We start from the raw sequence: 24,147 nt of genomic DNA on the forward strand, positions 1-24,147 counted from the left end.
TTATTTCCAAGTTACGATGTCCTCTAATGTTCTTCTAGATTTAGGAAATTCCGGATCTGCCTTTCTGTACCCGAATGCAGCCATAAAAGCTAAACCGTATTTATCCGTATCTACGCCAAATTTCTCTTTAAGCAATGCCTCTGCTTTTTCCTGGTGAAAACCTTCTATAGGGCAAGAATCTACTCCTGTAAGTGCAGCCGCAGTCATCATATTACCTAGAGCGATGTAAGTTTGTTTTGATGACCAATCGAATAACTTCTTGTCTGTATCTAAGTTAAAATCACGCTCTTGAAACTCTCTGTAAAACTTAGAGTATACTTCTACCACATCTTCGGGCATTTGTTTTACCTCTTTCATCATGTGTTCAATATACGCCGCATTATGCTTTACCATAGGCGCCTTCATTGCCAGACCTAAAATAAAGTGACTAGCAGTATCTAATTTTATGGGAGCGCCCCAAGCTACAGGCTTTAAAAGTTCGCGTAATTCCTTATCCTGTACAACGATAAAATGCCAAGGTTCAAATCCAAATGAACTTGGAGATAAATTTGCTGTTTTTAAGATAAAGTTGATTTGCTCATCGGTTAATGTTTTTGACGCATCAAATTCTTTGGTAGCATGTCTGTAGTTAAATGCGTTTAATATATCTTCTTGTGCTATGTTTGGAGTATTCATTATTATGTCTTTTTTGTAATTGATAGATTTAATGAAGACAAAGATATATACACAAAACACTCTAAATAGAGTACAAAAAAAGGAGAATAAGGTATAAATAGAGGTTTTTAAGTGGCGAAATCTTAAAATATTGCCAAAACGAGCTTATTACAGGTAAAATTACCGGTTTTTAATACATTAATTTAATGTTAAGCCTTTATAATTACAATTCTAATTGGTAAGCTCTGTCATTTTATAAGCAGAAACGTTCTCAAGCTTATCTTTAGAAGCAAGTCTATAGGCCGCAATGTGGTCACTTTGCGAATGTTTGGTCAAATAATCTTGATTCACCCATTTTTCGTGAAATAAGAACAGATTGGGGTTATCGTTATCTTGATGTAAGTCATAGGCAATACAACCTTCTTCTCCTCTAGTGGGACTAACAAGTTTTAGCAACTCGGCTTTTATTTCTTCTCTAAATTCTTCTTTTACTAAAATGTGTACTACTAAGGTTAAATAAGATTTTTTCATAAGATGCTGTAAATTGGTTCTAAAGTCAGAACTATAAAAGTAAAGATTGATAGCGGATAAATTGACCGACCCACCTAAAGGTTAGGTTAATTCTTGGGGAAATCTGTTTTGCGGTCTTCGGTATTTTATGTTTCCAATTTTCCTGGGTAGCGCCTTGCATCAATAGAAGGCTACCATTTGCCAATGGAATATCCAATCGTTTTAAATCTGTTCTTGATACATGTTTTAATTGAAAGGGTCTGGTTGCACCAAAGGTAACAGAAGCAATGACCGTATTTTTTCGTTGTTCTCCTTTATAATCTTGATGCCAGTCTACGCTATCTTTTCCGTCGCGATAATAATTGAGCAAACAGCGTGTAAATTTAATAGGTACTTCCTTTTCTATACGTTCTTTAATGAAAAGTAAATCGTTATTCCACAAATGCATTTTACTTTTTGTATTCGTGTGTTTAATGTCTTTGTCAACATCTCCATACCAAGCTGTCAATCTAGGATAATCTAGCAATTTACCGTGAATGCTAATTTGTTCTTGCTGCCAAGGCGTATTATGAAGTAGACTTTTATACAGCTTGTTACTCTCTTCAATGCTGAAGAAATTTTCGAACAACGTAATATCCGCTCCTGGTAAATCATATACTGTTTTACGGACTTCTTCTGTTGAAAATAAATTGGTTTGATTAAATAAATCCATTTGAAAATAACATCTAGTAATCATCTATTATTACAAAGATACTGGCTTTGATAGTATCATGAAGTAGTTACGGAGGTTTAAATGGTATAAATAAAGGTTAATATCTGTAACGAGTAACTGTTTTACATTATTTTCGTTCATATATCACTTAATTATCCTAAAAATGCAAGTATTAGAAGCGTATAAACCTTTTGAAATACAAGAAATTGAGTTGGCGTATTGGAAACAACGACCCGTTAAGAATAATTTTTTTGAGCTGGTTTTAATAAAGGAAGGTGAAGGTACCCAGTGCATCAACTACAATGATTATGCCTATGGCAAGAATAGCATATTTTTATTGCCTCCGTTAAAATGCCATTCTTTTACCATTGAAAAACCGACACGTTTTGTCTTTTTAAAGTTTACCGATTCTTTCTTTAAAAATGCGAATAGAATAACTATTGATAGAAATGAGTGGTTTAAAGAGGCATCGTACATATTATCTAATTACAATCAGCTGCCGGGTGATATCATTAAGAACGAATTAGACCGTAATTATCTTGAAAACCTTATTGAGATGATACTTCAAGAGTCTAGAAATTATGGGAAAGAGTCTATAAATTTAGTGACTAGTTTAATGACTTGTATACTGGAAATTCTGATCCGTAATATTAAAAAGAGTAGTTATTTTGAATTGGCAAAAAATAATTCAGATGATAGAATTACTAAAATGCTCGCTTATATAAATTCTAATATTCATAAGACAGAATTGTTAAAAGTTGAGAACTTGGCAGATGTTTTTATGATGTCACCTACCTATGTTAGTGAATATTTTAAAAAGCAAGTGAGCATGTCTTTAAGAGAGTATATCATTAAGGCAAAATTAAAGCTTGTAGAAATTCGCCTGCTAAATTCAGACTATACCTTGACCCAAATAGCAGATGATTTAGGTTTTACAGATGTAAGTCACCTTTCAAAAACCTTTAAGCGCTATACAGGTTCATCTATTCGTGATTTTAAAAATAAAGGAGAATACATGTTATTAAAAAGAGCATCTTGTACATCTACCATAAGTGCTTAAATAATTAGTTTTAAACTTCACTACAAAGGCACTATTTACTTTTTTCGCTAAGGCATATATTTTGTTCTATTGTGTATTATTAGGATATGAGATCCTCCGTTTTTTTTAACTCACAAACGGTAAATTTTAATTCATTTCCTTTTCCGTCAATTCTTATTTTAATCTAGTTAAAAGACATCTTTCATTCAGCGTAACTTGGTTTGAAATCAAAAAAAGACGCAATGAATTTAGAAGATAAAGTAATAATTATAACTGGAGCATCTAGCGGAATTGGTAAAGCAACTGCAGTAAAACTAGCAGAAAATGGAGCCAAAGTAGTGTTAATGGCACGTAGTGAAGATGAATTGAACGACCTAAAATCTGACATCGTAAAAAATGGAGGTCAAGCTTTGGTCGTGCCAGGTGATGTAACCAAAAAGGATGACTTTGAAAAAGTGGTTTCAAAAACCAAGCAAGAATACGGCAAAGTATCTGGCTTGGTAAATAATGCCGGATTAATGCCTTTATCATTTGTTGAAAAATTGAAAACAGATGAATGGGACAAAATGGTGGATGTCAATATTAAAGGTGTATTAAACGGCGTAGCAGCAGTTTTACCTGCATTAAAAGAAAATAAAGGTGGGAACATTATTAATATTTCATCCATGGCGGCAAATAGATATTTTCCTGGTGGAGCAGTATACTGTGCTACAAAATCTGCGGTAAAAATGTTTTCAGAAGGGCTTCGTCAAGAATTGGCACCTAAATATGGCATCAACATTACATCTATTGAACCAGGTGCTGTGGCCACTAACTTAACGAGCACCATTTCAGATGAAGATATTAAGGAAAAAATGAAAGAAATGCAGAAAATGGAAACCTTAGAAGCCGAAGATATCGCGAATTCTATTTTCTATGTATTAACTCAGCCTGAAAGAGTTAATATCAATGACGTTTACTTGGTACCAAGTGAGCAACAATAATAATTTAAAGAAAAAAATATGTCAACGACAACAAAACAAGATACATTCAAGACAATAAATCCCACAACGGGCAAAGAGATTGCTTCACACACCTACATGACAGATGAACAGGTTGAAGAAAGCATTCAACAGTCTCACAAAGCCTTTTTAAAATGGAAAACAAAATCTATTGAAGAGCGCGGCGAGATTATAAAATCGATAGGTAAAGAGCTTCAGAACTACAAGAAAGAACTTGCTGAGTTAATGACCGATGAAATGGGTAAATTGCTTTCACAGAGCAATCATGAAGTAGATTTATGTACTTCTATCTGTAATTATTCAGCAGAGAATGCCCCAGAATTTTTAAAAAGCGAAGAACGCAAGTTAGATAACGGTAGAGGAATAATAACATATTCACCTATTGGGATTATATATGGAATACAGCCATGGAATTACCCAAGCTATCAGGTATTACGATATACAATAGTAAACTTAATGGCAGGTAACAGTATTTTATTGAAACACGCCTCTAACGTAACAGGCACTGCCAAATTATTGAAATCAATCTTTGATACAGCAGGTTTACCAGAAGGTCTTTTCAATGTCATGGTCATTGAGCACGAGCAATCAAACGCTATAATAGAGCATAAACTGGTACGTGGTGTTACCTTAACGGGTAGCCCTGTGGCAGGTGAAAAAATTGGAGAAAAAGCCGGTGCACAATTAAAGAAAACAGTGTTGGAATTAGGTAGTAATGATGCCTATTTGGTACTTGATGATGCAGATATAGATTTAGCCGTAGAAAAAAGTGTAATGGGGCGTATCTATAACAACGGAGAAACTTGTATTGCCGCAAAGAGATTTATCGCTACAGAAAAAGTATATGATGAGTTCAAGGAAAAGTTTGTGAAGGCGATGGATGCTTTAAAAGTTGGAGATCCTAAGAATGAAGATACCGAGTTAGGACCTATGGCGCGTGAAGATCTTAGAGATAAAATTCAAGAGCAAGTACAGGAAAGTGTAGAAAAAGGAGCCGATGTATTGTGCGGAGGAAAAATTCCTGAAGGAGAAGGTTACTTCTACCCTGCTACCATACTAAGTAATGTAAAACCAGGTCAACCCGCTTATGACGATGAGTTATTTGGACCCGTTGCTTCGCTAATAAAAGCAAAGGATAATGAAGACGCTATGCGCATAGCAAATGATAGTAGATTTGGTCTTGGTGGAGGAATTTTTTCGAAGGATGTTGAGAAAGCTACCAGACTAGCCGAGAAACATTTTGATACAGGAATGGTTTTTATTAATTCTTTCGGATTAGCTGAACCTTCAATGCCATTTGGCGGAGTAAAAGACTCTGGTTATGGACGTGAACATGGCGGTTTCGGTATGAAAGAGTTCGTAAATGTGAAGTCCATCATAATAATAGATGATGAATAAAATGTATAAAAAAGGGTAGTCAAATGACTGCCCTTTTTTTTTAGTATAACCGTGTTTTTTATAAACTTTCGTTAAAAAATGAATGTTCATTCTTTTTTGTAATATCTTTGAAATGTCTTAAAAGATATAGATTCAAATTGTGATGTATGTTATAGCAAAGTATAACTATAATAGCATTTACAATCATTTATCTCTTTGACAATAATTTAGAATAGAATTTGAATAAAAACTTATGAATAAGTCCATTAATTTAAAAAAACGTCCGGTAGGTACTCCTACCCTTTCTGACTTTGAATTTGTTGAAACTGATGTAAATTCCAGCATTTCTGAAGGTCAACTTTTATTAGAAGCCAAATATATTTCTGTTGATCCATATTTAAGAGGTCGTATGAACGATGCGAAGTCGTATGTACCTCCATTTAATTTAGATGAGCCCATAAGCTCCGGCGTGGTTGCGGAAGTAGTTGAGTCTAAAAACAGTAATTTCAGTATAGGAGATTTTGTATCAGGATTATTACAATGGAAGGAAAAGCAGGTTTCTACCGGCGAAGGCTTGCAGAAAATAGATAAAAGTAAAGCTCCACTTAGTGCTTATTTAGGTATCGTCGGTATGACGGGATTAACAGCTTATTTAGGTCTTCATGAAATTGGGAAGCCTAAAAAAGGCGAAACTTTGGTAGTATCTGGTGCTGCAGGAGCCGTAGGTAGTGTTGTAGGTCAGATAGGTAAAATTCTAGGGTTGAATGTTATCGGTATTGCCGGTACGGATGAAAAAGTTGAGATGCTGAAATCAGAATTCAGTTTTGACCATGGTATCAACTACAAAACCACTAAAGATTTGCAAGCTGCCATAAAAGAAGCAGCCCCTAACGGTGTAGATATCTATTTTGATAATGTAGGCGGACCAATATCGGATGCTGTTCTCTTCAATATCAATCAGTTTGCAAGAATTATTAATTGTGGTGCTATATCGGTATATAATAAAACAGAAATTCCAATGGCAGTAGCTGTTCAACCATTCTTGGTGAAGAATAGTGCATTAATGCAAGGTTTTATAGTTTCTAATTATGCGGACAAATTCCCTGTAGCCATGAAGCAATTATCTACCTGGTTGGGTGAAGGTAAATTAACTTACAAAGAAACCATTGTAGAAGGCTTTGAGCATACGCCACAAGCATTTTTAGATATGATGAATGGAAAGAATAAAGGTAAAATGATAGTTAAGGTATAACTATTTAATTAACTATAAATTAATAACTTAAATAAAGTAACAATGAAAATATTATTTGTATTAACGTCTCATGATGAATTAGGGGACACAGGAAAAAAAACAGGATTTTGGATTGAAGAGTTTGCTGCTCCGTATTACGCATTATTAGACAAAGGCGCTGAGATTACGGTAGCTACACCAAAAGGTGGTCAAGCGCCAATTGATCCAAGTAGTGATTCTGAAGACGCTCAGACAAAAGATACAAAGCGTTATAAGGATGATAAAGATGCGCAAAGCGTTATAAACAATACAAAGAAATTAGCAGACGTAAATGCTTCTGATTTTGATGCGGTATTCTACCCAGGTGGTCACGGACCTTTATGGGATTTAGCGAACGATGCAACATCAATTAAATTGATTGAAACATTTAATGAGCAAGCGAAACCGGTAGCATTTGTATGTCACGCGCCTGCAGCCTTAAAGGGTGTAAAAGGAACTGATGGAAATCCTTTAGTAAAAGGTAAGAAAGTAACCGGATTCACAAATAGTGAAGAAGCGGCTGTACAGTTGACAGAAGTTGTTCCTTTCTTAGTAGAAGACATGTTACAAGAAAATGGAGGAATCTATTCTAAAAAAGAAGATTGGGCAGCATACGCAATTCAAGATGGTAATTTAATTACAGGTCAAAATCCTGCATCATCTGAATTGGTTGCAGAGAAGTTATTGGCAGCTTTGAAATAGCATTCAGAATATTAAATGAAAAAGCCCGTAAAGTTAATTTACGGGCTTTTTATGTTTACTATGTCCCGTCCTGAAATAAGTTGACACAAATTCGACTTATTTATGAAACCTTCAGAGAACCCAGGGAATAAGCGCATTCAGCGCGATTACAATTTAGGCTTTAATTAGCCGTCATCTCCCAAGTAGAAAAGGGCGAGATGACTTACAAGCAAGCTCAAAAGGCTTATGGTATTCAAGGCAGGAGTACTGTTTTGGTTTGGTTGCGTAAACACGGTACCTTAGACTGGACAAACCCAATTAAGCATCAAATGCCAAAATCCAAAGAGACTCCAGCTCAGAAAATTAAGCGTTTGGAACGAGAACTCTCTGATGAGAAGCTCAAGAACAAAGTGCTTAACACGATGATCGACATCTCTGAACAGCAGTATGGTACTTCCATCAGAAAAAAGTATTCACCCAAGCAATCCAACGAGTCCGACAACAACAAGAGCTAAGCCTATCGCGTTGCTGTAGATTGTTTGGGATAAGTAGACAAGCTGTTTATCAAGCAGAAAAACGTGCTGATAAAAGAGCTCGTGAACTAGCTCAAATTACCATTAGTTTCAAAAATACGTCAAGAAATGCCCAGACTTGGTACTCGAAAACTCTACTATCTGCTCAAGGCTGAGTTTGAAATAGTAGGTGTCAAGATAGGTAGGGATGCACTTTTCGATTACCTCAGATCTGAATCAATGCTTATAAAACCAAAAAAGAACTATACAAAAACTACTCATTCTAAACATTGGCTAAGAAAGTATCCTAATCTAATGAAAAGTTCAGTTGCTACAAGACCAGAACAGTATTTTGTAAGTGACATAACTTATATCAAAAGCAGAGAAAGAACTCATTATCTCTCTCTAGTTACAGATGCTTTTAGCAGAAAGATTATGGGGTATCATCTAAGTGATGATATGAGTACGGAAAATGTAGTAAAAGCCATGAAAATGGCTGTAAAGAATAGAGTTACTTCTAACAGATTAATACACCATTCTGATAGAGGTCTACAATACTGCTCTGCTACATACCAAAGAGAACTAAAAAGATCTAAGGTCATACCATCAATGACGGATGGATACGACTGTTATCAAAATGCCTTAGCAGAACGTGTAAATGGTATTTTAAAAACAGAGTTCTTGATTCATAAATGTAATACAGCAAGAGAATTAAGACAGCTTATCAAAGAATCTATAAAAACGTATAATAGCAAAAGACCCCACTTGAGTCTTAATTATGAAACACCTAATTTTATACACAACAAAAAATCCTGCGAAGCTAGCTTCGCAGGATTGATTTAATTATTTAAAAACTGTCAACCTATTTTAGGACGACTCACTATTTAATCAATCTATCAACTTTCTTCTAATAATGCTTCAACATCGGTAATCAATTGCGCTATAGAAGCTCGGTTGAGTCCGTTGTAGATACCGCGTATGTGTTTGTTCTTATCAATGAGTAAAAAGTTTTCTGTGTGTAGGAAATCATTAATATCCTTAGGAATACCTAAATCATTTTCCACAAAATATTCATTTCTTCCTAAATTATAAATTTCGTTCTTATCACCGGTCACCAAGTGCCATTTAGAATCTATTACTCCGTTTTTTTCGGCATATGTTTTAAGTACGGATACCGAATCTATTGAAGGAGTTACTGAATGTGAAAGAATAGCTACTTCATCATTGTCTAAAAAAGCCTCTTGTACTTTGGTCATATTATTCGTCATTTTAAGACAAATACCAGGGCAAGTAGTAAAAAAGAAATCAGTAATATAAATTTGGTTTTCGAAAGAATTCTGGGTCAATGTATCGCCTAACTGATTTATCAATTTAAAATCAGGAATTTTATGAAATTGCTTCTCTTCTTCCGTATTTGGAGTTATCCAATGAGGTGTAAATGACTCATCATTATAAAATGGCAAGTGCTCTACCCTACTGGTTTCGGTTACCTGAATATTTTCTTTTTTTACCGTTTGTTTACAAGCAGTAAAAAGAAGTATAACAACTATAGAAAGTACCGTCTTGTTCATAATAATTCGTTTTCTGATCTAATTACAACTTCATCTTCTAATTGATAGCAAGAATTTGCTCTTTTTAAACCAAATATGCGTCCGTTTTTAGCTTCGTAATTCACGTATAAGTTTCCGTTTTGCAACCATGCTTTTTGTAGACCTTCTTCTTTCCCCTTGACCAACTGGCGTTCTTTAGCTAATTGACCATCTGCGTACCATTTCTTTTCTACTCCCTCCATATTACCGTTTACATACGTAGCTTCTTGTGCCAGCTGTCCGTTTTCCCACCAACTTTTATAAATGCCTTCTAAACGGTTGTTTTTATAATGGTATTCTAATCTTAAAATTCCGGTATCAGACCATCTTTGAGCAACCCCTTCTCTTTTTCCTTTTACAAAACCCACCTTTTCAGCTAAAGTTCCATTCTCATGTAAGGCTATTGAATACCCCTCATAAGGTGAGTTTTTGTAATACCATGTACCTTCTAATTGATTTAGTTCTAATTCTTCCTTAAACTTAGTTACATTTTCAATAACCAATTGCTCTTCCTTATTTTCTGTTGTTTCAGGTGCATGTTTACAGCTGTTCAATGAAATGAACAAAAGCGAAACGAATAAATTAAGAGAAGTGAATTTCATAAATATTAATATCCTTGGTATGGACCGGCAAAAGCCAAGTGTGAACCTGTTGTTGAATATACTTCATTAATGATATGGTAGTGATATTCCTCTTCACCATCGGTATATTGTGTAGTGGAAGTATGTCCGCCAGAAGCATCTAAATCCGTAGGATAATCTCCGGTTGCACTACATTTTCTTCCGTAAAGAAAAACGCCATCCAATAATATACCTACTAGGTTATCATCATCATCCGTAAAAGCTTTAGGCTCTAAATGGTAATGATAAACTCCAGGACCAATATGAGCACCTGTCCAGTCTAAACTGCCTGCAGCCTGGTCTAACGCCCCACCACCTTCTTGATCATTAAAAATTGAGGAACCACTTACAGCTATACCAATAGTATTCAATTCTGTTTCTACAGTGCTCCCCGTTAAATTAGGAGTAGCATCTACACGAATAGTTGTTGCATTATTATTGCTGGACATAATGCTAGGGGTTTTATCCACATCATCTTCTTCTCTATAAAGAAAATTACCCTCTCCCCAATAAACAGTTTCATGATTAGGCAAACCTGTGGTCTCAATGACTACCTCAGATCCGTCTAAATAAATAGTAACTGCATCTGTATTAAAAGCACTGTATGCAGCATGCAGTTCAGTAGCAATTTCTTCATCTTCCTCTTCACTATCAGAACTTACAATATCTTCAAGAACATCATCATCTACACTATCACTACTACATGCTAAAAGTGTTATAAATGACAAGGCTATAATTAGCGAAGATTTTGGTATTCTATTTAAACTATTTTTTCTCATAATTATTGATTTAATGGGGTGTTATAAGTGTCGTTCAATGTATGCTTAGTTGGAAATATCTGTGTTTTTTTTATGACCATTTAAGTTTACAGCACAAGTATAATCATATGTTTATATGGAATTTTCAATAATCAGTGAACTACCGATTGTATTAAGTGAATGACCGATGTTTTAAAGTTCATGATTTTTTAATATGCTGTAATTATCAATATCTAGTCACTGATAGTAATAGTTTGTCTATTTAATAGTAACTTTTGAAAGAATGGTCTTTTGAACGATAAAGCTGAATGCCAAAAGACTAATTACGATTATTATGGCAAATGTAGAATTGAAGCTTGCTTTCAGTTTGTTAGACTCAATAAACTTTTTTCCGCTAGCTTTGAGTTCTAAAGAATGCTCGTTATCATTATTTAAGATAAACTGATCTTTACTGAAGCCATCTTTAAAAATGAATAATGCACTTTGGCTTCTACCAATGTCCTTAAAGGTGGTGTTTGTTACCTGTAAGGACTGTAAATTAGAAGGTATTCCAAATACTTCGAATATGACTTTAGTTTCATGACCTAGCTTTACTATGCCTTGACCAAAGGTAATTTTTGAACCATTGTTATAGCTAATATCCAAATTGTTTTTAATGTGCTCCAATACCATTTGTTGAAACTCCTCGGGGGTTTTATACGGAGTTTCAGAAAAATGTGTTCGCACTTCTTGCTGAAAAGCCGTTAAGGAAGAACTAATCTGAAGTACCCAAATATTATTTTCTTTCTCTACTAACATTGTGGTAGAGACATCTGGGTTATGAGCATAACCTAGCATGGAACATAGCACTATGGTACAAACTGATATATACTTTTTCATATCCTTAATTTTTAATTTACGTACGCACCCTTTAATCCATCAATAAAGTTATTGTTCCCTGCTGCATCTACGTGATAATGATAACCTCTTGTATCATCTGTATGCCCTCTTAATTCATCTAAGCCAGTAGCCTCTTCACCACTGCTGTCCGCTAGTTCGTAAATACCGAAACCGTCTAGAGCATAACCTATTAAAGCGGCATGACCATCCTCTTGAATAATTTTTGTGCTAAAACCTGTAGCAGCATGATAATGGTATCCTTGATTAACATTGATATGTCCTCCAGCATCATCAAAAGGAGCTAATGTATAAGCACCCAATATATTATCAACAGGCGCCGGAGCAGAAAATTCAATCCCATTTAAGGCAACACCACGTGTTGAAGGAGCTGAAGTTGTTCCCGGACCACCTGGTCCACCACCAGTAGTAAAAAATACAGCTGTTTCTTGTATTACAGGGGTAATAGGTATTGTCCAAGTCTGACTTAGATCGGTTATATAAGAAGGAAGACATTCTACACAAAAATTCTCATATTCGTCACCAACATTAGGGTTGGCTGCATTTTCACAATCTTCTTGGGTATTGGTAATATAAATATCACCGTTGGCATCGTACATCAACCAATTTGGATCATTATAGAATGTTGCCATATTTTCAACGAAAGCACCATCTACATCATATACTTCTCCGCCTTCTAGCCAAATACCACCTGCTGTAGCATCATCTTCAATATTACCGGGGCACCAAGGTCCCATTTCATGATCTCCAGGTAGACTGGTAGTTACTATTTGATAGCAATCAGTTTCTGTACCATCTGATAATGTGCATGGTACCGTGGTTATGGTAACCGACCCATCTTCGGTATAAAAAAATGTAGCATCTACGCTTACCACTTTTGTTTCTTCATCTGTAGAGTTATTATTAGTAGTATCTTCACCACCTTCGGTCACCAAATCATCTGAAGAGGCATCATCGCTACTACAGCCAACAAAACTCATAATGGCAAAGGTGAAAATAGAGAAAGCTAAAACGTGATATTTATTTATCTGTATCATAGTTTAATGGTTTAAATTGATATTATTTTAAAGGAATTAAGGTCTGTTCAATTCTTGATTCAACTTTGTGGCAATTGTTTTTGTTTTCTCTTTTAAGTTTTTAGCAATCGTCAATTGACCCTTGGTCTGTAGTAATCTGTCTATTACACTATTTTGATATTCACGACTAACAAGTAGTTCTGGGTAATTAGACTGATTCCCAAAATTTTTAATACGTTGATAATTATAACTGTTCTGCGGCAAAATTTCCATAAGAGAAATGTGTTTTTCTATTACGGGTTTCAAACGATCTGTAATTATATTTTCAATCTTGTTTTGTTGATTATTAAAACTATCTAATTCGTTAGGGTAAGCAGAAATTAATTGTTTAAGTGAATCACTTTCAATAAACTCAAATTTATTGGTAGCATTGATAGAATTAATGGCTTCATCTCTTACTATTGTCTTGTTGTAATTTAAATTTACTATCAGAGATTTTGCATCCTGTGTTAATTTATTGGGCTGTGTTCCTAGATAATTAATGGTATTTTGAAGCATTTGTATACTTCTTGTGTATTCTACAATAGCACTATCTAAAACAACCAAATTCGTATCTAATTCTTGGCTTAAACTTTTATATATTTTAATCTCAACAACTCTATTTTTTCTAGTCTCATTCATATTATTGATTTTCCAGGCAATTAAAAGACCCACCACAATCAATAAAATTTCACCTAGAGCATAAATGAAATACGTTTTAAATTTTTCTAGTTTCAATAACTTACTTCTAACCTTTCTGAATAAGACCATACTTTTGTATTTACCTTCTTATTTTAAATTAAAGCTTCATAATTTCTCATGAAGCTTTGGGCTAACTTCAACAAAAATTATTGATTCAAATATTTATTTAAAATGAGAGAAAAATTAATTTCTAGGTCTTCCTTTTGGTTTTGGAGCCTCGTCAAATTCTTCTTCTGAAATAAAACCATCTTCATTGGCATCTATTTCAGAAAAGTTATCCTTTAAAGGACCTTTTACTTCATCTTCCGAAAGCTGACCATCTTCATCTGCATCCATCTTTTCTAAAAGTTTGGCATATGTAGGTGGTTCTTTTCTTTCTCCTCTAGATTGTGCGTTAACAGCTACAGTTCCAAATGCAACTAACATTGCAAATAGTAATCCTGTTTTTAAAGTAATACGTTTCATATATTTTAATTTTATAGTTAATATTCGAATACAAAGATGTGAGAAACTTCAATGTAATATGAGCGCATTAAGTATTTGCTGTTTACTTTTAAGTGAATGCCATATAATAAACAGCGAACGCTTTATTATAACCTATTTATCGCCATATTTACGGGGTATGTTTGAATTTTTATTCCTTTTATTTGCATCATGAACAGACATAAGAATTTTATATTTCATGTAGCCCTATGGTTACTGATTTGGTCAATTGCTTGGATTTTTAGTGGCAGTGATATTCAATTTGCAGTTGAGAATGGATTGGCACTCTTATTTCAGATTGTAGTAATTGCGATATTGATTTACTATACGGTTCCACAATTATTACTTAAAAAAAAGTATATAGCATTTACTATAGTCTCTATAATTACGGTTTTTGTGGTCACGCTAATTTTAACCAATATTGTTCCTGATCAGATACTAGGATCTGAAAATACGATAAGACAGATGCCTGGTCCTGGATTTGGACAAGGACCCGGAGCTGGCGGACCAGGAACGGGACCTAGATTTGAAGATGGACCACCATTAGATATTAATCGTAGACCACCTTCAAGGTATTTTATCAATTTGTTACTAATTGCCTTAGCTTATGTGATTGCTACCCTTGTTGAACTATTTTTATTTGCTCGGCGAAAAGAAGAGGAAATCGTAATCAATAAAAATGAGGCTTTGCAGACAGAGTTGAAGCTATTGAAATCACAGATTAATCCGCATTTTTTATTCAATGCTTTGAACAATATATATGCATTGTCTGCTATAGATTCTGGAAGAACACAACAGAGTATTAGCTACTTGTCAGATATGCTTAGGTATGTTTTATACGAGTGCGAGCAAGAAATTGTGCCACTCTACAAGGAGATAGATTATATTGAAAATTATATAAAATTGTTTTGTCTTAAGAGTAGTAAAACATATCCTATAAATACATTATTTTCTATTAAAAATCAGAATGTTGAAATAGTACCTATGTTATTTATACCCTTTTTGGAAAATGCCTTAAAGCATAGTAATATTGAAAAAGTAACAGGAACCTTTATTAATCTTAAAATTACTGCTACCGAAAGTAGTATTGATTTTGAGCTAGAGAACAGTAAACCTGAATTTAAGGTAGTAAAAGATGATGTTGGCGGTATTGGTATAGATAATGTAAAGAAACGTTTGGCAATTCTATACCCAAACCGTCATGAATTACTAATTAATGAAACCACAGAGGCTTTTAAAGTGAATTTAAAACTGCAGTTGAATGAATAGTATAAATTGTATAGTCGTAGATGACGAAGAATTGGCACGAGCCCTACTGATAAGTTATGTCGAAAAATTAGATTTTTTGAATTTGGTAGGTGAGGCTGAAAATCCGTTAGAGGCTTTACAATTAATGAAAGAACATGATGTAAATGTATTGTTTTTGGACATTCAAATGCCCGAGATTAAGGGGACTGATTTTGCTAAAATGGTAGATGCTAATACTAAGATAATTTTTACCACAGCATACTCTCAATATGCTTTGGAAGGATATGAATTAAATGCAGTAGATTATCTATTAAAACCAATAACGTTTGAACGTTTTATTACTGCTGTAAATAAGGTAAAAAGCAATAAAATAGTAGAAAAGTCCGATTCATTTACTATTAAATCCGGCTATGATTTACATAAGGTGAAATTTGAAGATATTCAGTATATAGTTAGCGATAGCGAGTATGTTACCTTCCATATGGCTGATAAGAAAATTATAAGTAATCAACGTTTAAAAGCCTTAGGACAAGAGTTGCCCAGTACTATGTTTATGAGGGTGCATAGATCATATATCATTAATAAAAACAGTGTAACCGGCTTAAAAGGTAGAGATTTACTACTGTCAGATGTTATGATACCCGTTAGTGATTCTTACTATGACCGGGTAAAAGATGAATTGTTTTAATTCGTAATTCTTTCCAGTTTTATACTATTCCATTACTCAATATTTCAGAATTTATTTAAAATTTCTAAGTGTCTAATTTTAAGTAGACTACACTCATCTCTTTTAAATTGTGAATATCTATTGCTTTTTTTGCCGTTTCAAACTATGACTAAGAAGTATATTTAGCACCCCAAAATAAAAGGAAATTATGAGCGCAACGTGGTACGAGTGTAAAATAAAATATAGAAAGCTAGACGAAGCTTCAGGAATGTTAAAGGTGAAAACAGAGCCATTTTTGGTTGATGCCATTTCTTATACCGAAGCAGAGAGTAGAATTACCGAAGAAATGTCGGTTTACTTAAGCGATACCGAAGAAATTAAAATCACTAATATTAAGGTGGCGAATTTTGCTGAGATTCATCCCTTCGAAAATTCAGATAGGTGGTTTAAATCTAAAGTTTCTTTAATTGCTTTTGACGAAGAAAGCGGTAAAGAACGTAAAACGAACATGTATTTATTAATACAGGCAAATGATGTAAAAGAGGCCTATGACAATACCATAAGTGTAATGAAAGATACTATGGGTGAATACTCTATACCGTCGATAGCAGAATCTCCAATTATGGATGTTTTTCCTTATTTCTCTGGTGAAGAAGACGATATGGAGCGCGTAGAAAAATTCAATGTGTTGAAAGATTCGGTTCCTGTTAATAATTCAATGGATGAAGAGTTGGAGTTGAGTGATGTAATGTCAAGCGAAGAATAAGCACTTTTAAATATATAGCATAAAAAAAGAGGACCCATCGGGTCCTCTTTTCAATTATATCAATATGAAGTTTACTGCTTTTATGACTGTGTTTATTACGTGTACGATATCTCTATAATTTTAAAAACACGTTCTACTTTACCTAATTTCAATGTTGCAGTATCACCAACATGTTTAGAAATTAATAGTCGTGCAATAGGTGATAGAAACGAAATTTTACCTTTCGCTATGTTTGCCTCATCTACACCAACTATTTGAAATTGTTGTGGTGTTTCTGCATTATCAATTACTACTGTTATCGTGGCACCGAAACGAATTTCATTTTGTGGTTGCTCTTTTAGGTCTACAATTTTAGCACTTGCAATTCGCTCATTCAGTAATTGTAATTTAGCATTGATTAAATTACTTGCAATACGTCTTTCATTCTCATTGTCATGTTGTAAAGATTCTTTTTCAACCAATAAGCCATTCCTTTCTGCCAACAGATTAGTATGCCCGATTTTGGTAACGTAATTAACGGCTCCGTCAGGTAAATCTGCCCTAGGCGGCACCATAGGTATCTCTTCCTGATCTTCTTCTTTTACAAACCCTCTGCTCATTACATTTGAATTTTAAGTAAAAGTAAAATAGATCCAAGGATAGTATTAATGACATTGATGAATTAATTATCTCAAAGAATTATATCAAAATATCGATTTAATAATGAAATCGATTAAAAGCTATAATGCAGTTTTAGATTTTAATGATGCCAATTGGTCTTCAAGCTCTTTTAAACGCTCTACTTCTTCATTGCCGGGTATTTTATCGACACCGCCAACGATGTAAGATAAATAGGCAATTTGAGGCACTAGCATTTGCTGCGGATAAGCCCCTTCATCATTCTTGATTTCTTTTAATGTTTTCTCTAAAGAAATTTTTCTGTCTCCTGTGCTTTTCTTGATTTCTTTCTCTAATTGCGATTGAAATTTTCTTGCCTGGGTCAATAGTGTTAACACTTTGTTTTCAAAAACTAAATGTTCTTTTATAATTGTTTCATCGATGCCTTCTTCTGCTAATCTTGGATCAACCAGAATTTCAAATGGTTGCTCAAATGTTTCTTTACCTACAGTCAGTCTTGCCGTGTAAGTTCCTGGCAATACCAATGGTCCATTTTTGTAGCTTCTAGATTCTTTGTCGCTCCATGCTCCTTTTTGTTTCATGTCCCACTGAAATCTATTGATGCCTTTTTTAGTTTCAAGTTTTGTATCATAATAAGTGAAAGACATACTGAGCCCCATATTTTCTACTTCCTCTTTGGTGGATTTTGCCTTTGTTGAATCACTAGTAATAGTTGCTATAGATTTTTTGTTCGCATCTAAAATTTCTAATTGTACTTCGGTTTTAAGTTCTTTTGGTAGGTAGTAATCAATTAGAACTCCCGTTGAAGGATAGTCAGGAAATCCTTTTGCTCTTCTTGGCGTACGATATCTAAAGGTATTATCTGGTTGAAACAATACAGGAGTATCGTCTAAATTAGCAATAGCAGAATCTCTTAAAGAGGTAATGTTATCTAATACCCAAAAACCACGTCCCATGGTACTTAAAACTAAATCGCCTCTTTGTTTAATGATATCGGTAATTGGTGTTACCGGTAAATTTTGCTGAAAAGATTTCCAATCTTTTCCATCGTTTAAAGAAACGAACATGCCATATTCAGTACCTGCATATAAGAGACCTTCGGTTTCTGGGTCTTCACGTAATACTTTAGCTGTATAGTCAGACGGAATTCCGTTTGTAGCAGTACTCAATAATTCCCAAGTTTTACCATAATCTACCGTTTTATAGAAATACGGACTAGTATCACCTAATAAATGTCTATCTACAGATATATATGCTATCGCAGGATTAAATTGAGAAGGTTCAATAGACTCCACTCTACCACCTTTAGGCATTTTCTTAGGCGTTACGGTCGTCCAAGTTTGTCCGCCATCTTGAGTCAAAGAAACCACACCATCATTAGATCCTGTCCAGATTAAATCTTTTTTAATTTTTGATTCTCTTATGGAATATATAGTACTGTAGTATTCCTCACCGGTAATGTCTCTGGTAATCGGACTGCCGGAAATCACTTGCTTATCAGCTTCAAATGCGGTTAAATCTGGAGAAATGGTTTCCCAAATAACACCGTCGTTCCTTGTTTTATGCACAAACTGCGAACCCATATACACAACATCTGGATCATGTGGCGAAACATGAACAGGAGCAACACGTTGAAAACGATATTTTAAATCTTTAGGATTATGACCATAAATATTAGAAGCACCAATAGAATATTCCCTACCTACTCCAGTAATTTTGTTATAGACACTAAAACGACCTTTGCAATTGTTATAAACGATATTATGATTTCCTGGTTTTGGGATTGACGGACCAGTTTCACAACCACCTACCTCAATCATAACCTGCGTACCCTGAGCGGAAGTTCCACTAGGTGCTGAACTTGGTATGGCAATGGTGGTATTATCTTGTTGTGCACCATAGATCCAATAAGGATATTGGTCATCCACAGCAACTTGATATATCTCTGCCGTTGGCTGATTGAATTGTGATGACCATGTTTTACCACCATTATGAGAAACATTGGCACCACCATCATTACATTGTATTAGTAAATCTGGATTATTAGGGTTTAACCAAATATCATGATTATCGCCGTGTGGAACCGACATCATCGTCCAATTTTTTCCGCCATCGGTAGACTTTAATAATGGATTGGCATTTGAATACACTATATTAGGATTGGTAGGATCTAATTCTATGTTAGTATAGTAAAAAGGTCTATTCACCAAACCTTTATTGCTAGATGTCTGTACAAAGGTTTTACCTTGATCTACAGATTTGTATACTCCGCCTTCATCACCAGGAGCTTCAATTACCGCATAAAGAATACTTGAGTCTACTGCTGAAACTGCTAAATCTATTTTACCGATTAGTCCTTGTGGTAATCCTGTTTCTAGTTTAATCCAATCTTTACCGCCATTTACAGATTTATAGATTCCTCCTTCTTTGTTTTCTCCTCCAGATATGATAGTCCAAGGTGTACGTTGTGCTTTCCAAGCAGCAGCATAAACAATATTAGGGTTTCCGGGTAATAGCTCTATATCTGCAAATCCGGTTGTGTTAGATATGTGTAGCATCTTTTCCCAAGTAACACCACCATCTATAGTTTTATAAATACCACGTTCTTCATTCGCTTTAAATGCATCGCCAATTGCTGCAACCCAAACGATATTGCTATTGGTAGGGTCAATTTCAACCGCTCCTATTTGTCCTGCTTTTGCTAACCCTATGTGATCCCAGGTTTTTCCCGCGTCTATAGATTTATAAACTCCTTTACCACTAATGATGTTACTACGAAGTCCATCAGAACCAGTACCAACATAAACTATATTAGGGTCATTGACGGCAACTTCAATAGCTCCAATAGAGGGCGTATCAAAAAAACCATCAGAAACATTGTTCCAAGATGTACCGTAATCATCGGTTTTCCATACTCCAGCACCTGAAGCTCCTAAATAAAAAGTACCAGGTAAAACAGGTGTACCAGTAACCGTGGTAACACGACCACCTCTTGACGGACCAATAGTACGATACTGCAATGCTGAAAAATCTTGAGAAAAAAGGGATGAAGAAATGCATACAAATGATGCAACGGCTAGGTAACGGAAGAACGATTTCATTTAGGTTTGAATAATAGTTTGGTTAAGACCTAAAGTTACTTAAACCATTACGCAAAACATACGTTCAAGATGATTTTTGCGATTTTCTTATTTTGACAATTCTTTATTGAGATTAGAACTAATTATTTGATAAAATTTAAGCAAAATAAATTCCGGTACTATTTTTTGTTCAATTTGTCCGCTTCCTTAAGCTTATCATTCTCCCAAATGCCACTAATAACAGAGCCTTCTTTCTTGTGAAAAATACCTTTGCCATTTCGCTTGTCGTTTTTCCACTGTCCTTTATATTTTTCACCGTTAGGCCAAAAATATGTTCCCTCACCATTTCGCATGTCATCTTTATAGCTGCCAATATAATATTCACCATCAGGCCAATAAAAAGTACCGTTGCCTTCACGTAAATTATCTTTCCATTCACCTTCATACCTGCTACCGGTTTCAAGAACAGCAATACCTACACCATTGGCCTTATTGTTTTTCACTTGCCCTACATAATGTAGACCAGTTCCTTTTTTACTAGTAAAACTCAGATATTCACCAAAAGATTTATTGTTCAGTTGCTTACGCATGTTATTTAACTGAACTCGTGCTTTTTCTAGGGCAAAATTAAGAGAATCAATACTTCTTATTTCACTTTGCGAAACCGGAGCTATAGCAATTGAATCTACAGAGATTTTTTCAGTTCCCTTTTCAGAAGTATTTACCGTATTATTTTGCATTAATTTTTGAGCCAGGGCAATCCGTAAAGGAATAACGCTGTTCAGCTCTTCATGATTTTGAAGTGTGGTATTATAAGATTCAATTGCTTTATTATAATCACCTTCCATTAATACAGAATCAATTGCCACTAATTCTTTATTACCGGTTACAAGTACATCCAATTCCTCTTTTGCCTTGCTACTCTCCCCTATCTCATTTTCTAGAGTACTGGATTTAACTCCGAAATAAAGAGCTAGTGCAGAAATGATAGCAAGCAAACTGTATAATGTAATATCCTTTTTTTTCATACTTTTCTTATTACTGACCCTCTAGTCCGTTAAGTGAATTTCAGGAAGTTTGTTCTTTACCTTTCTAAAATCAGGAGAATAGTAAACATGAAATCTCATTGCCCAGCTTTGCTTATAATATCCTCCGTTAGCTAAATCTTGCCCTTGGGAATACATTGCTCCTGCCGCAACTGTTAATCTTGGCGTTAGAATATAACCTAGTGTAGTGGTTAATCGTAAATCTTCCATAGGGCTTGCAACAACCGCTTTTCCACTTTGCATGATCAATTCTGCCTCTGGTGCAACGTAAAAAGTTTTTGGTTTTAACTTGTGATTGTTCAGAGGAATTTTCATTCTAAACATATACCTCCAACGATTTCTAAAGATGTATTCACTATTTTCGGCAAAACCTTGCGTCCATCTATGTTCTATACGAATACGATGATAAATCATCATACTTGCAAGTGATTGTGCAAACTGATATTGATGCCAAATACGCCATTCTGGTACTAAGTTACGATCTGTAGAAGCTTCATCAGTATTGAAATTTAAACGTAAAACTCCACCTAATCGAACATTAAAATATTTAGAGTGAATATACCCAATGGCATGTCTATTATATACCTGGGCTACCTGACCAAAAAATGGTGTAGCTTCTGTTTCCTCTAATCTAAGGTGAGTTTGCGCATCCCAAAATAAGCGTTTACCAATTCTAATATTACCATAAGTATTGATCCAGGTCTTTGTACCTAAATCTTTATATTTTGAATACTCAGGCAATTCTACAGCCTCTTTCTCTTGTGAAAATCCTTGAAATACTAGAAAAAACAAAAATAAGAATTTAAGCTTTAAACTATATGTACGAAACGTTTTCATAGGCTATTGCTTTGCAGTGTTTTGTACATTCAACATTTCTAATATAGTAATAGGGTCTTTTTGCCTCTTTAACTTGCGTTCAAGTTTTTTGGTGTCCTGGTCTTTTAATTCTAAAATCTTGGTATATGTAGCATTGATAGTGCTGTTTAATTCTTTAGTGCTATCGCAAGACAAGTGTTGGTCTATCTCATTTAAGAAATAAGGTTCTAGCGATTTTGAATAAGCTGATGTTATTCGTTTTTTAATATCCTCATCCATCAAAGTTGCCATAAACGGATTCCAAATTCTATCAGTATAGCTTTCTTTAATTGTAGTTTGATATACTGGCATTTGTGAAACCGTCTTAGATAACTCGTTTAAATTATTTAGACATTCAACAGTTGTTCTAGCAGAAGCTAATCTGTTTTCTGCAGATTTCACTTTAGAATAGTCGTTTATGGTTTTACTGGTAAAAGACTTCAGTTGCTTTAAGGCTGTCGCGTATTTTAAAGGAATATTTGAACTGGTAGAATCAATAAAAATCATCATTGAATCATTTCTAATAATGATTTCTTCTTCCAAGCTAGCCAATTCGTTTTGTCGTTTTTCTTGAGCAAGTGTTTCTTTTACTTCATTTGCAATAGATAATATACCATCATAGCCCATTTTAGCAACAGCTTCAATTTTTTCTATGTTGGGAGTGTCAGCAGATATTGAAACGCTTGAAGGAATTGTATAAGATTTAGAAGATATAACACTATCTATTTGTATCTCAATATCCATTTGAGGTTTTGGAAGTCCGTTAGCAAACACATGATTGATTAATTGCTCTTGAGAAGTGTATTCCAATATGCCCAATGAATCATAACTTACAATTTCTTGAATAGGATTTAAGAAATTCTCCTTCAATTGAACTACCGTATTATATTGATAAGCAGTATTGTTATCGGATAATCTTAAGATGTTCAATTGTGAATTATGCAAGATAGACTCACCTAACTCATGTGCTTTTTTATAATAAGATACAATGCTATCAACTTTAGTGATTTCTAAGGAATCAAGCGGGTAATAAGGAACCTTTACTTTTAACTCTGGTAGAAATTTTGATTTACCCAATTGAGATAATATCTCATCTACTTCTTGATAACGTGCTGCATTTTGCTTTAAAAGTTCAGGTAGACTATTATGATGAAGAATATCAACATCTACTTGCGAAAGTTGAATTTCTAAAGCATTAATATAACCCGCGTTTAGATTGATGATTTTAGTTTTACCGTTATACCCTTGGTAAGCCTTTATAGTTTTATGGTCGTTTTCATCATCTACTCTAATAGATTGTAATAGACCATCTTTAAAAAACCAGCTTTCAGATTGGTCCATACCATTAGAAGGAAACAAGGACCACTCGTCATGCGCCAAACCATCTCGTAGAAATCTACCTACCAATGTATAGTTTTCGTTATTAATACTAAAGTTTTGCTGTGGTACACCATTATCAAAAGAAATAACACTTTTAAATAAGGTCTTGGATATTTCGGAATTTTCAATTTCTTCTTCTACAATAGTCCATTTACCATTGGGCTTACCCATTTTAATTTTACCGATAGCAGATTTCTGAATTCCACTTACTAAGACACGGTATTGATAATCAATAACCTCAGACTGACTTTTAGAATTGAATTCTCCGAATTGAAATTTCCAAGGACCATTTGCCGTACCGTCTACGAAAGCACCCTTAAATTGAAAGGAGTAATCTTGTTTCTCTAAGAGTTCTTGAAGATTGGAACGTAGTACTGTAAAATCGCCATCAAGAACGGTGTCGTTCTCAACAATTTTATAAGAATACGTTGCTTTACCGTTATACTTCCCTATTTGTAAAGGTCCGTTATAGGTTTGTATTTCTTGTGCATTCATGGGAATTGATATTCCGATGATAATGAACACAAGAAATTGTAGTAATACTTTGATAGTTAGCCTAATCATGTCGCAAAAAAACGAAAATAGATTCAGACTAGTAAATTAGAACAGTAAGAATATTAACTTTTT

Annotated in this window: 23 protein-coding genes and 1 pseudogene; 9 read left to right on the top strand and 15 right to left on the bottom strand. The window is 34.4% G+C overall.

The window, feature by feature from the left end:
* The 3 genes from SJY30_RS04675 to SJY30_RS04685 all read right to left on the bottom strand — a co-directional run bounded on the left by SJY30_RS04675 (position 1) and on the right by SJY30_RS04685 (position 1,876).
* Positions 1 to 675 (bottom strand): NAD(P)H-dependent oxidoreductase, encoded by a 675-nt coding sequence (locus SJY30_RS04675; protein ID WP_396634439.1) that lies wholly within the window; start codon positions 673 to 675, stop codon positions 1 to 3.
* 210 nt (positions 676 to 885) lie between these two features.
* A complete protein-coding gene (locus tag SJY30_RS04680) occupies positions 886 to 1,185 on the bottom strand; it encodes a putative quinol monooxygenase (RefSeq protein ID WP_396634440.1) in 300 nt (99 codons plus the stop codon).
* Between the two features lie 31 nt (positions 1,186 to 1,216).
* Positions 1,217 to 1,876: an alpha-ketoglutarate-dependent dioxygenase AlkB family protein gene (locus SJY30_RS04685; RefSeq protein ID WP_396634441.1), complete on the bottom strand. Its 660-nt coding sequence runs from the start codon at positions 1,874 to 1,876 to the stop codon at positions 1,217 to 1,219.
* Positions 1,877 to 2,039: 163 nt separating this feature from the next.
* On the opposite strand from SJY30_RS04685, the gene SJY30_RS04690 reads away from it, so the two are divergent.
* The 6 genes and pseudogenes from SJY30_RS04690 to SJY30_RS04715 all read left to right on the top strand — a co-directional run bounded on the left by SJY30_RS04690 (position 2,040) and on the right by SJY30_RS04715 (position 8,599).
* Positions 2,040 to 2,936, top strand: a complete 897-nt coding sequence (locus SJY30_RS04690) for an AraC family transcriptional regulator (RefSeq protein WP_396634442.1) — start codon at positions 2,040 to 2,042, stop codon at positions 2,934 to 2,936.
* Between the two features lie 221 nt (positions 2,937 to 3,157).
* Positions 3,158 to 3,898, top strand: a complete 741-nt coding sequence (locus SJY30_RS04695; RefSeq protein ID WP_396634443.1) for an SDR family oxidoreductase — start codon at positions 3,158 to 3,160, stop codon at positions 3,896 to 3,898.
* 18 nt (positions 3,899 to 3,916) lie between these two features.
* The gene (locus tag SJY30_RS04700; protein WP_396634444.1) at positions 3,917 to 5,314 is read left to right on the top strand and encodes an NAD-dependent succinate-semialdehyde dehydrogenase; all 1,398 of its coding nucleotides are present in this window, start codon (positions 3,917 to 3,919) and stop codon (positions 5,312 to 5,314) included.
* Between the two features lie 232 nt (positions 5,315 to 5,546).
* Positions 5,547 to 6,545 carry an NADP-dependent oxidoreductase gene (locus tag SJY30_RS04705; RefSeq protein ID WP_396634445.1) on the top strand — a complete coding sequence of 333 codons (999 nt, stop codon included), beginning with the start codon at positions 5,547 to 5,549 and terminating at the stop codon, positions 6,543 to 6,545.
* A gap of 42 nt (positions 6,546 to 6,587) precedes the next feature.
* Positions 6,588 to 7,265: a type 1 glutamine amidotransferase domain-containing protein gene (locus tag SJY30_RS04710; protein WP_396634446.1), complete on the top strand. Its 678-nt coding sequence runs from the start codon at positions 6,588 to 6,590 to the stop codon at positions 7,263 to 7,265.
* A 102-nt stretch (positions 7,266 to 7,367) separates the two neighbouring features.
* Positions 7,368 to 8,599, top strand: a pseudogene (locus SJY30_RS04715) (IS3 family transposase).
* 53 nt (positions 8,600 to 8,652) lie between these two features.
* On the opposite strand, the gene SJY30_RS04720 reads toward SJY30_RS04715, so the two are convergent.
* From SJY30_RS04720 to SJY30_RS04750, 7 genes are all read right to left on the bottom strand, one after another.
* The gene (locus tag SJY30_RS04720; RefSeq protein WP_396634447.1) at positions 8,653 to 9,327 is read right to left on the bottom strand and encodes an SCO family protein; all 675 of its coding nucleotides are present in this window, start codon (positions 9,325 to 9,327) and stop codon (positions 8,653 to 8,655) included.
* Complete coding sequence (locus tag SJY30_RS04725) at positions 9,324 to 9,947, bottom strand: toxin-antitoxin system YwqK family antitoxin (RefSeq protein WP_396634448.1); 624 nt, start codon at positions 9,945 to 9,947, stop codon at positions 9,324 to 9,326. The genes SJY30_RS04720 and SJY30_RS04725 overlap by 4 nt, the downstream gene beginning before the upstream one ends.
* Positions 9,948 to 9,952: 5 nt before the next feature.
* Positions 9,953 to 10,744 (bottom strand): YHYH protein, encoded by a 792-nt coding sequence (locus SJY30_RS04730; RefSeq protein WP_396634449.1) that lies wholly within the window; start codon positions 10,742 to 10,744, stop codon positions 9,953 to 9,955.
* Between the two features lie 237 nt (positions 10,745 to 10,981).
* On the bottom strand, positions 10,982 to 11,602 hold the full coding sequence (locus SJY30_RS04735; RefSeq protein WP_396634450.1) for a hypothetical protein: 621 nt from the start codon (positions 11,600 to 11,602) through the stop codon (positions 10,982 to 10,984).
* Between the two features lie 11 nt (positions 11,603 to 11,613).
* On the bottom strand, positions 11,614 to 12,657 hold the full coding sequence (locus SJY30_RS04740) for a YHYH protein (protein WP_396634451.1): 1,044 nt from the start codon (positions 12,655 to 12,657) through the stop codon (positions 11,614 to 11,616).
* 36 nt (positions 12,658 to 12,693) lie between these two features.
* On the bottom strand, positions 12,694 to 13,413 hold the full coding sequence (locus tag SJY30_RS04745; RefSeq protein ID WP_396634452.1) for a DUF6090 family protein: 720 nt from the start codon (positions 13,411 to 13,413) through the stop codon (positions 12,694 to 12,696).
* A 147-nt stretch (positions 13,414 to 13,560) separates the two neighbouring features.
* Entirely contained in the window at positions 13,561 to 13,842 is a 282-nt protein-coding gene (locus SJY30_RS04750) for an EF-hand domain-containing protein (RefSeq protein ID WP_396634453.1), read from the bottom strand.
* A gap of 189 nt (positions 13,843 to 14,031) precedes the next feature.
* On the opposite strand from SJY30_RS04750, the gene SJY30_RS04755 reads away from it, so the two are divergent.
* The 3 genes from SJY30_RS04755 (at position 14,032) to SJY30_RS04765 (ending at position 16,541) form a co-directional block, all read left to right on the top strand.
* On the top strand, positions 14,032 to 15,129 hold the full coding sequence (locus SJY30_RS04755; protein ID WP_396634454.1) for a sensor histidine kinase: 1,098 nt from the start codon (positions 14,032 to 14,034) through the stop codon (positions 15,127 to 15,129).
* The gene (locus SJY30_RS04760) at positions 15,122 to 15,796 is read left to right on the top strand and encodes a LytR/AlgR family response regulator transcription factor (RefSeq protein ID WP_396634455.1); all 675 of its coding nucleotides are present in this window, start codon (positions 15,122 to 15,124) and stop codon (positions 15,794 to 15,796) included. The genes SJY30_RS04755 and SJY30_RS04760 overlap by 8 nt, the downstream gene beginning before the upstream one ends.
* Positions 15,797 to 15,983: 187 nt before the next feature.
* Positions 15,984 to 16,541 carry a DUF4494 domain-containing protein gene (locus SJY30_RS04765; RefSeq protein WP_396634456.1) on the top strand — a complete coding sequence of 186 codons (558 nt, stop codon included), beginning with the start codon at positions 15,984 to 15,986 and terminating at the stop codon, positions 16,539 to 16,541.
* Between the two features lie 95 nt (positions 16,542 to 16,636).
* Here the strand turns inward: SJY30_RS04765 and SJY30_RS04770 are convergent, their stop codons facing one another.
* The 5 genes from SJY30_RS04770 to SJY30_RS04790 all read right to left on the bottom strand — a co-directional run bounded on the left by SJY30_RS04770 (position 16,637) and on the right by SJY30_RS04790 (position 24,015).
* Positions 16,637 to 17,140, bottom strand: coding sequence for a GreA/GreB family elongation factor (locus SJY30_RS04770; RefSeq protein ID WP_396634457.1), 504 nt, complete (start codon positions 17,138 to 17,140; stop codon positions 16,637 to 16,639).
* A 120-nt stretch (positions 17,141 to 17,260) separates the two neighbouring features.
* Positions 17,261 to 20,260, bottom strand: a complete 3,000-nt coding sequence (locus SJY30_RS04775; protein WP_396634458.1) for a WD40/YVTN/BNR-like repeat-containing protein — start codon at positions 20,258 to 20,260, stop codon at positions 17,261 to 17,263.
* Positions 20,261 to 20,418: 158 nt separating this feature from the next.
* Positions 20,419 to 21,267, bottom strand: a complete 849-nt coding sequence (locus SJY30_RS04780) for an MORN repeat-containing protein (RefSeq protein ID WP_396634459.1) — start codon at positions 21,265 to 21,267, stop codon at positions 20,419 to 20,421.
* A 21-nt stretch (positions 21,268 to 21,288) separates the two neighbouring features.
* A complete protein-coding gene (locus tag SJY30_RS04785; protein WP_396634460.1) occupies positions 21,289 to 22,122 on the bottom strand; it encodes a DUF2490 domain-containing protein in 834 nt (277 codons plus the stop codon).
* Between the two features lie 3 nt (positions 22,123 to 22,125).
* Positions 22,126 to 24,015: a hypothetical protein gene (locus SJY30_RS04790; RefSeq protein WP_396634461.1), complete on the bottom strand. Its 1,890-nt coding sequence runs from the start codon at positions 24,013 to 24,015 to the stop codon at positions 22,126 to 22,128.
* Between the last annotated feature and the right edge of the window lie 132 nt (positions 24,016 to 24,147).

Origin of the sequence: Maribacter sp. R86514, from assembly GCF_044597005.1 — a bacterium.
In the GTDB taxonomy this organism is placed as follows: Bacteria; Bacteroidota; Bacteroidia; order Flavobacteriales; family Flavobacteriaceae; genus Maribacter.

Bases quoted from the DNA above. Each gene is read 5' to 3' on its own strand.
- SJY30_RS04675 (WP_396634439.1), bottom strand. From the start codon at position 675: ATGAATACTCCAAACATAGCACAAGAAGATATATTAAACGCATTTAAC.
- SJY30_RS04680 (WP_396634440.1), bottom strand. From the start codon at position 1,185: ATGAAAAAATCTTATTTAACCTTAGTAGTACACATTTTAGTAAAAGAA.
- SJY30_RS04685 (WP_396634441.1), bottom strand. From the start codon at position 1,876: ATGGATTTATTTAATCAAACCAATTTATTTTCAACAGAAGAAGTCCGT.
- SJY30_RS04690 (WP_396634442.1), top strand. From the start codon at position 2,040: ATGCAAGTATTAGAAGCGTATAAACCTTTTGAAATACAAGAAATTGAG.
- SJY30_RS04695 (WP_396634443.1), top strand. From the start codon at position 3,158: ATGAATTTAGAAGATAAAGTAATAATTATAACTGGAGCATCTAGCGGA.
- SJY30_RS04700 (WP_396634444.1), top strand. From the start codon at position 3,917: ATGTCAACGACAACAAAACAAGATACATTCAAGACAATAAATCCCACA.
- SJY30_RS04705 (WP_396634445.1), top strand. From the start codon at position 5,547: ATGAATAAGTCCATTAATTTAAAAAAACGTCCGGTAGGTACTCCTACC.
- SJY30_RS04710 (WP_396634446.1), top strand. From the start codon at position 6,588: ATGAAAATATTATTTGTATTAACGTCTCATGATGAATTAGGGGACACA.
- SJY30_RS04720 (WP_396634447.1), bottom strand. From the start codon at position 9,327: ATGAACAAGACGGTACTTTCTATAGTTGTTATACTTCTTTTTACTGCT.
- SJY30_RS04725 (WP_396634448.1), bottom strand. From the start codon at position 9,947: ATGAAATTCACTTCTCTTAATTTATTCGTTTCGCTTTTGTTCATTTCA.
- SJY30_RS04730 (WP_396634449.1), bottom strand. From the start codon at position 10,744: ATGAGAAAAAATAGTTTAAATAGAATACCAAAATCTTCGCTAATTATA.
- SJY30_RS04735 (WP_396634450.1), bottom strand. From the start codon at position 11,602: ATGAAAAAGTATATATCAGTTTGTACCATAGTGCTATGTTCCATGCTA.
- SJY30_RS04740 (WP_396634451.1), bottom strand. From the start codon at position 12,657: ATGATACAGATAAATAAATATCACGTTTTAGCTTTCTCTATTTTCACC.
- SJY30_RS04750 (WP_396634453.1), bottom strand. From the start codon at position 13,842: ATGAAACGTATTACTTTAAAAACAGGATTACTATTTGCAATGTTAGTT.
- SJY30_RS04755 (WP_396634454.1), top strand. From the start codon at position 14,032: ATGAACAGACATAAGAATTTTATATTTCATGTAGCCCTATGGTTACTG.
- SJY30_RS04760 (WP_396634455.1), top strand. From the start codon at position 15,122: ATGAATAGTATAAATTGTATAGTCGTAGATGACGAAGAATTGGCACGA.
- SJY30_RS04765 (WP_396634456.1), top strand. From the start codon at position 15,984: ATGAGCGCAACGTGGTACGAGTGTAAAATAAAATATAGAAAGCTAGAC.
- SJY30_RS04770 (WP_396634457.1), bottom strand. From the start codon at position 17,140: ATGAGCAGAGGGTTTGTAAAAGAAGAAGATCAGGAAGAGATACCTATG.
- SJY30_RS04775 (WP_396634458.1), bottom strand. From the start codon at position 20,260: ATGAAATCGTTCTTCCGTTACCTAGCCGTTGCATCATTTGTATGCATT.
- SJY30_RS04780 (WP_396634459.1), bottom strand. From the start codon at position 21,267: ATGAAAAAAAAGGATATTACATTATACAGTTTGCTTGCTATCATTTCT.
- SJY30_RS04785 (WP_396634460.1), bottom strand. From the start codon at position 22,122: ATGAAAACGTTTCGTACATATAGTTTAAAGCTTAAATTCTTATTTTTG.
- SJY30_RS04790 (WP_396634461.1), bottom strand. From the start codon at position 24,015: ATGAATGCACAAGAAATACAAACCTATAACGGACCTTTACAAATAGGG.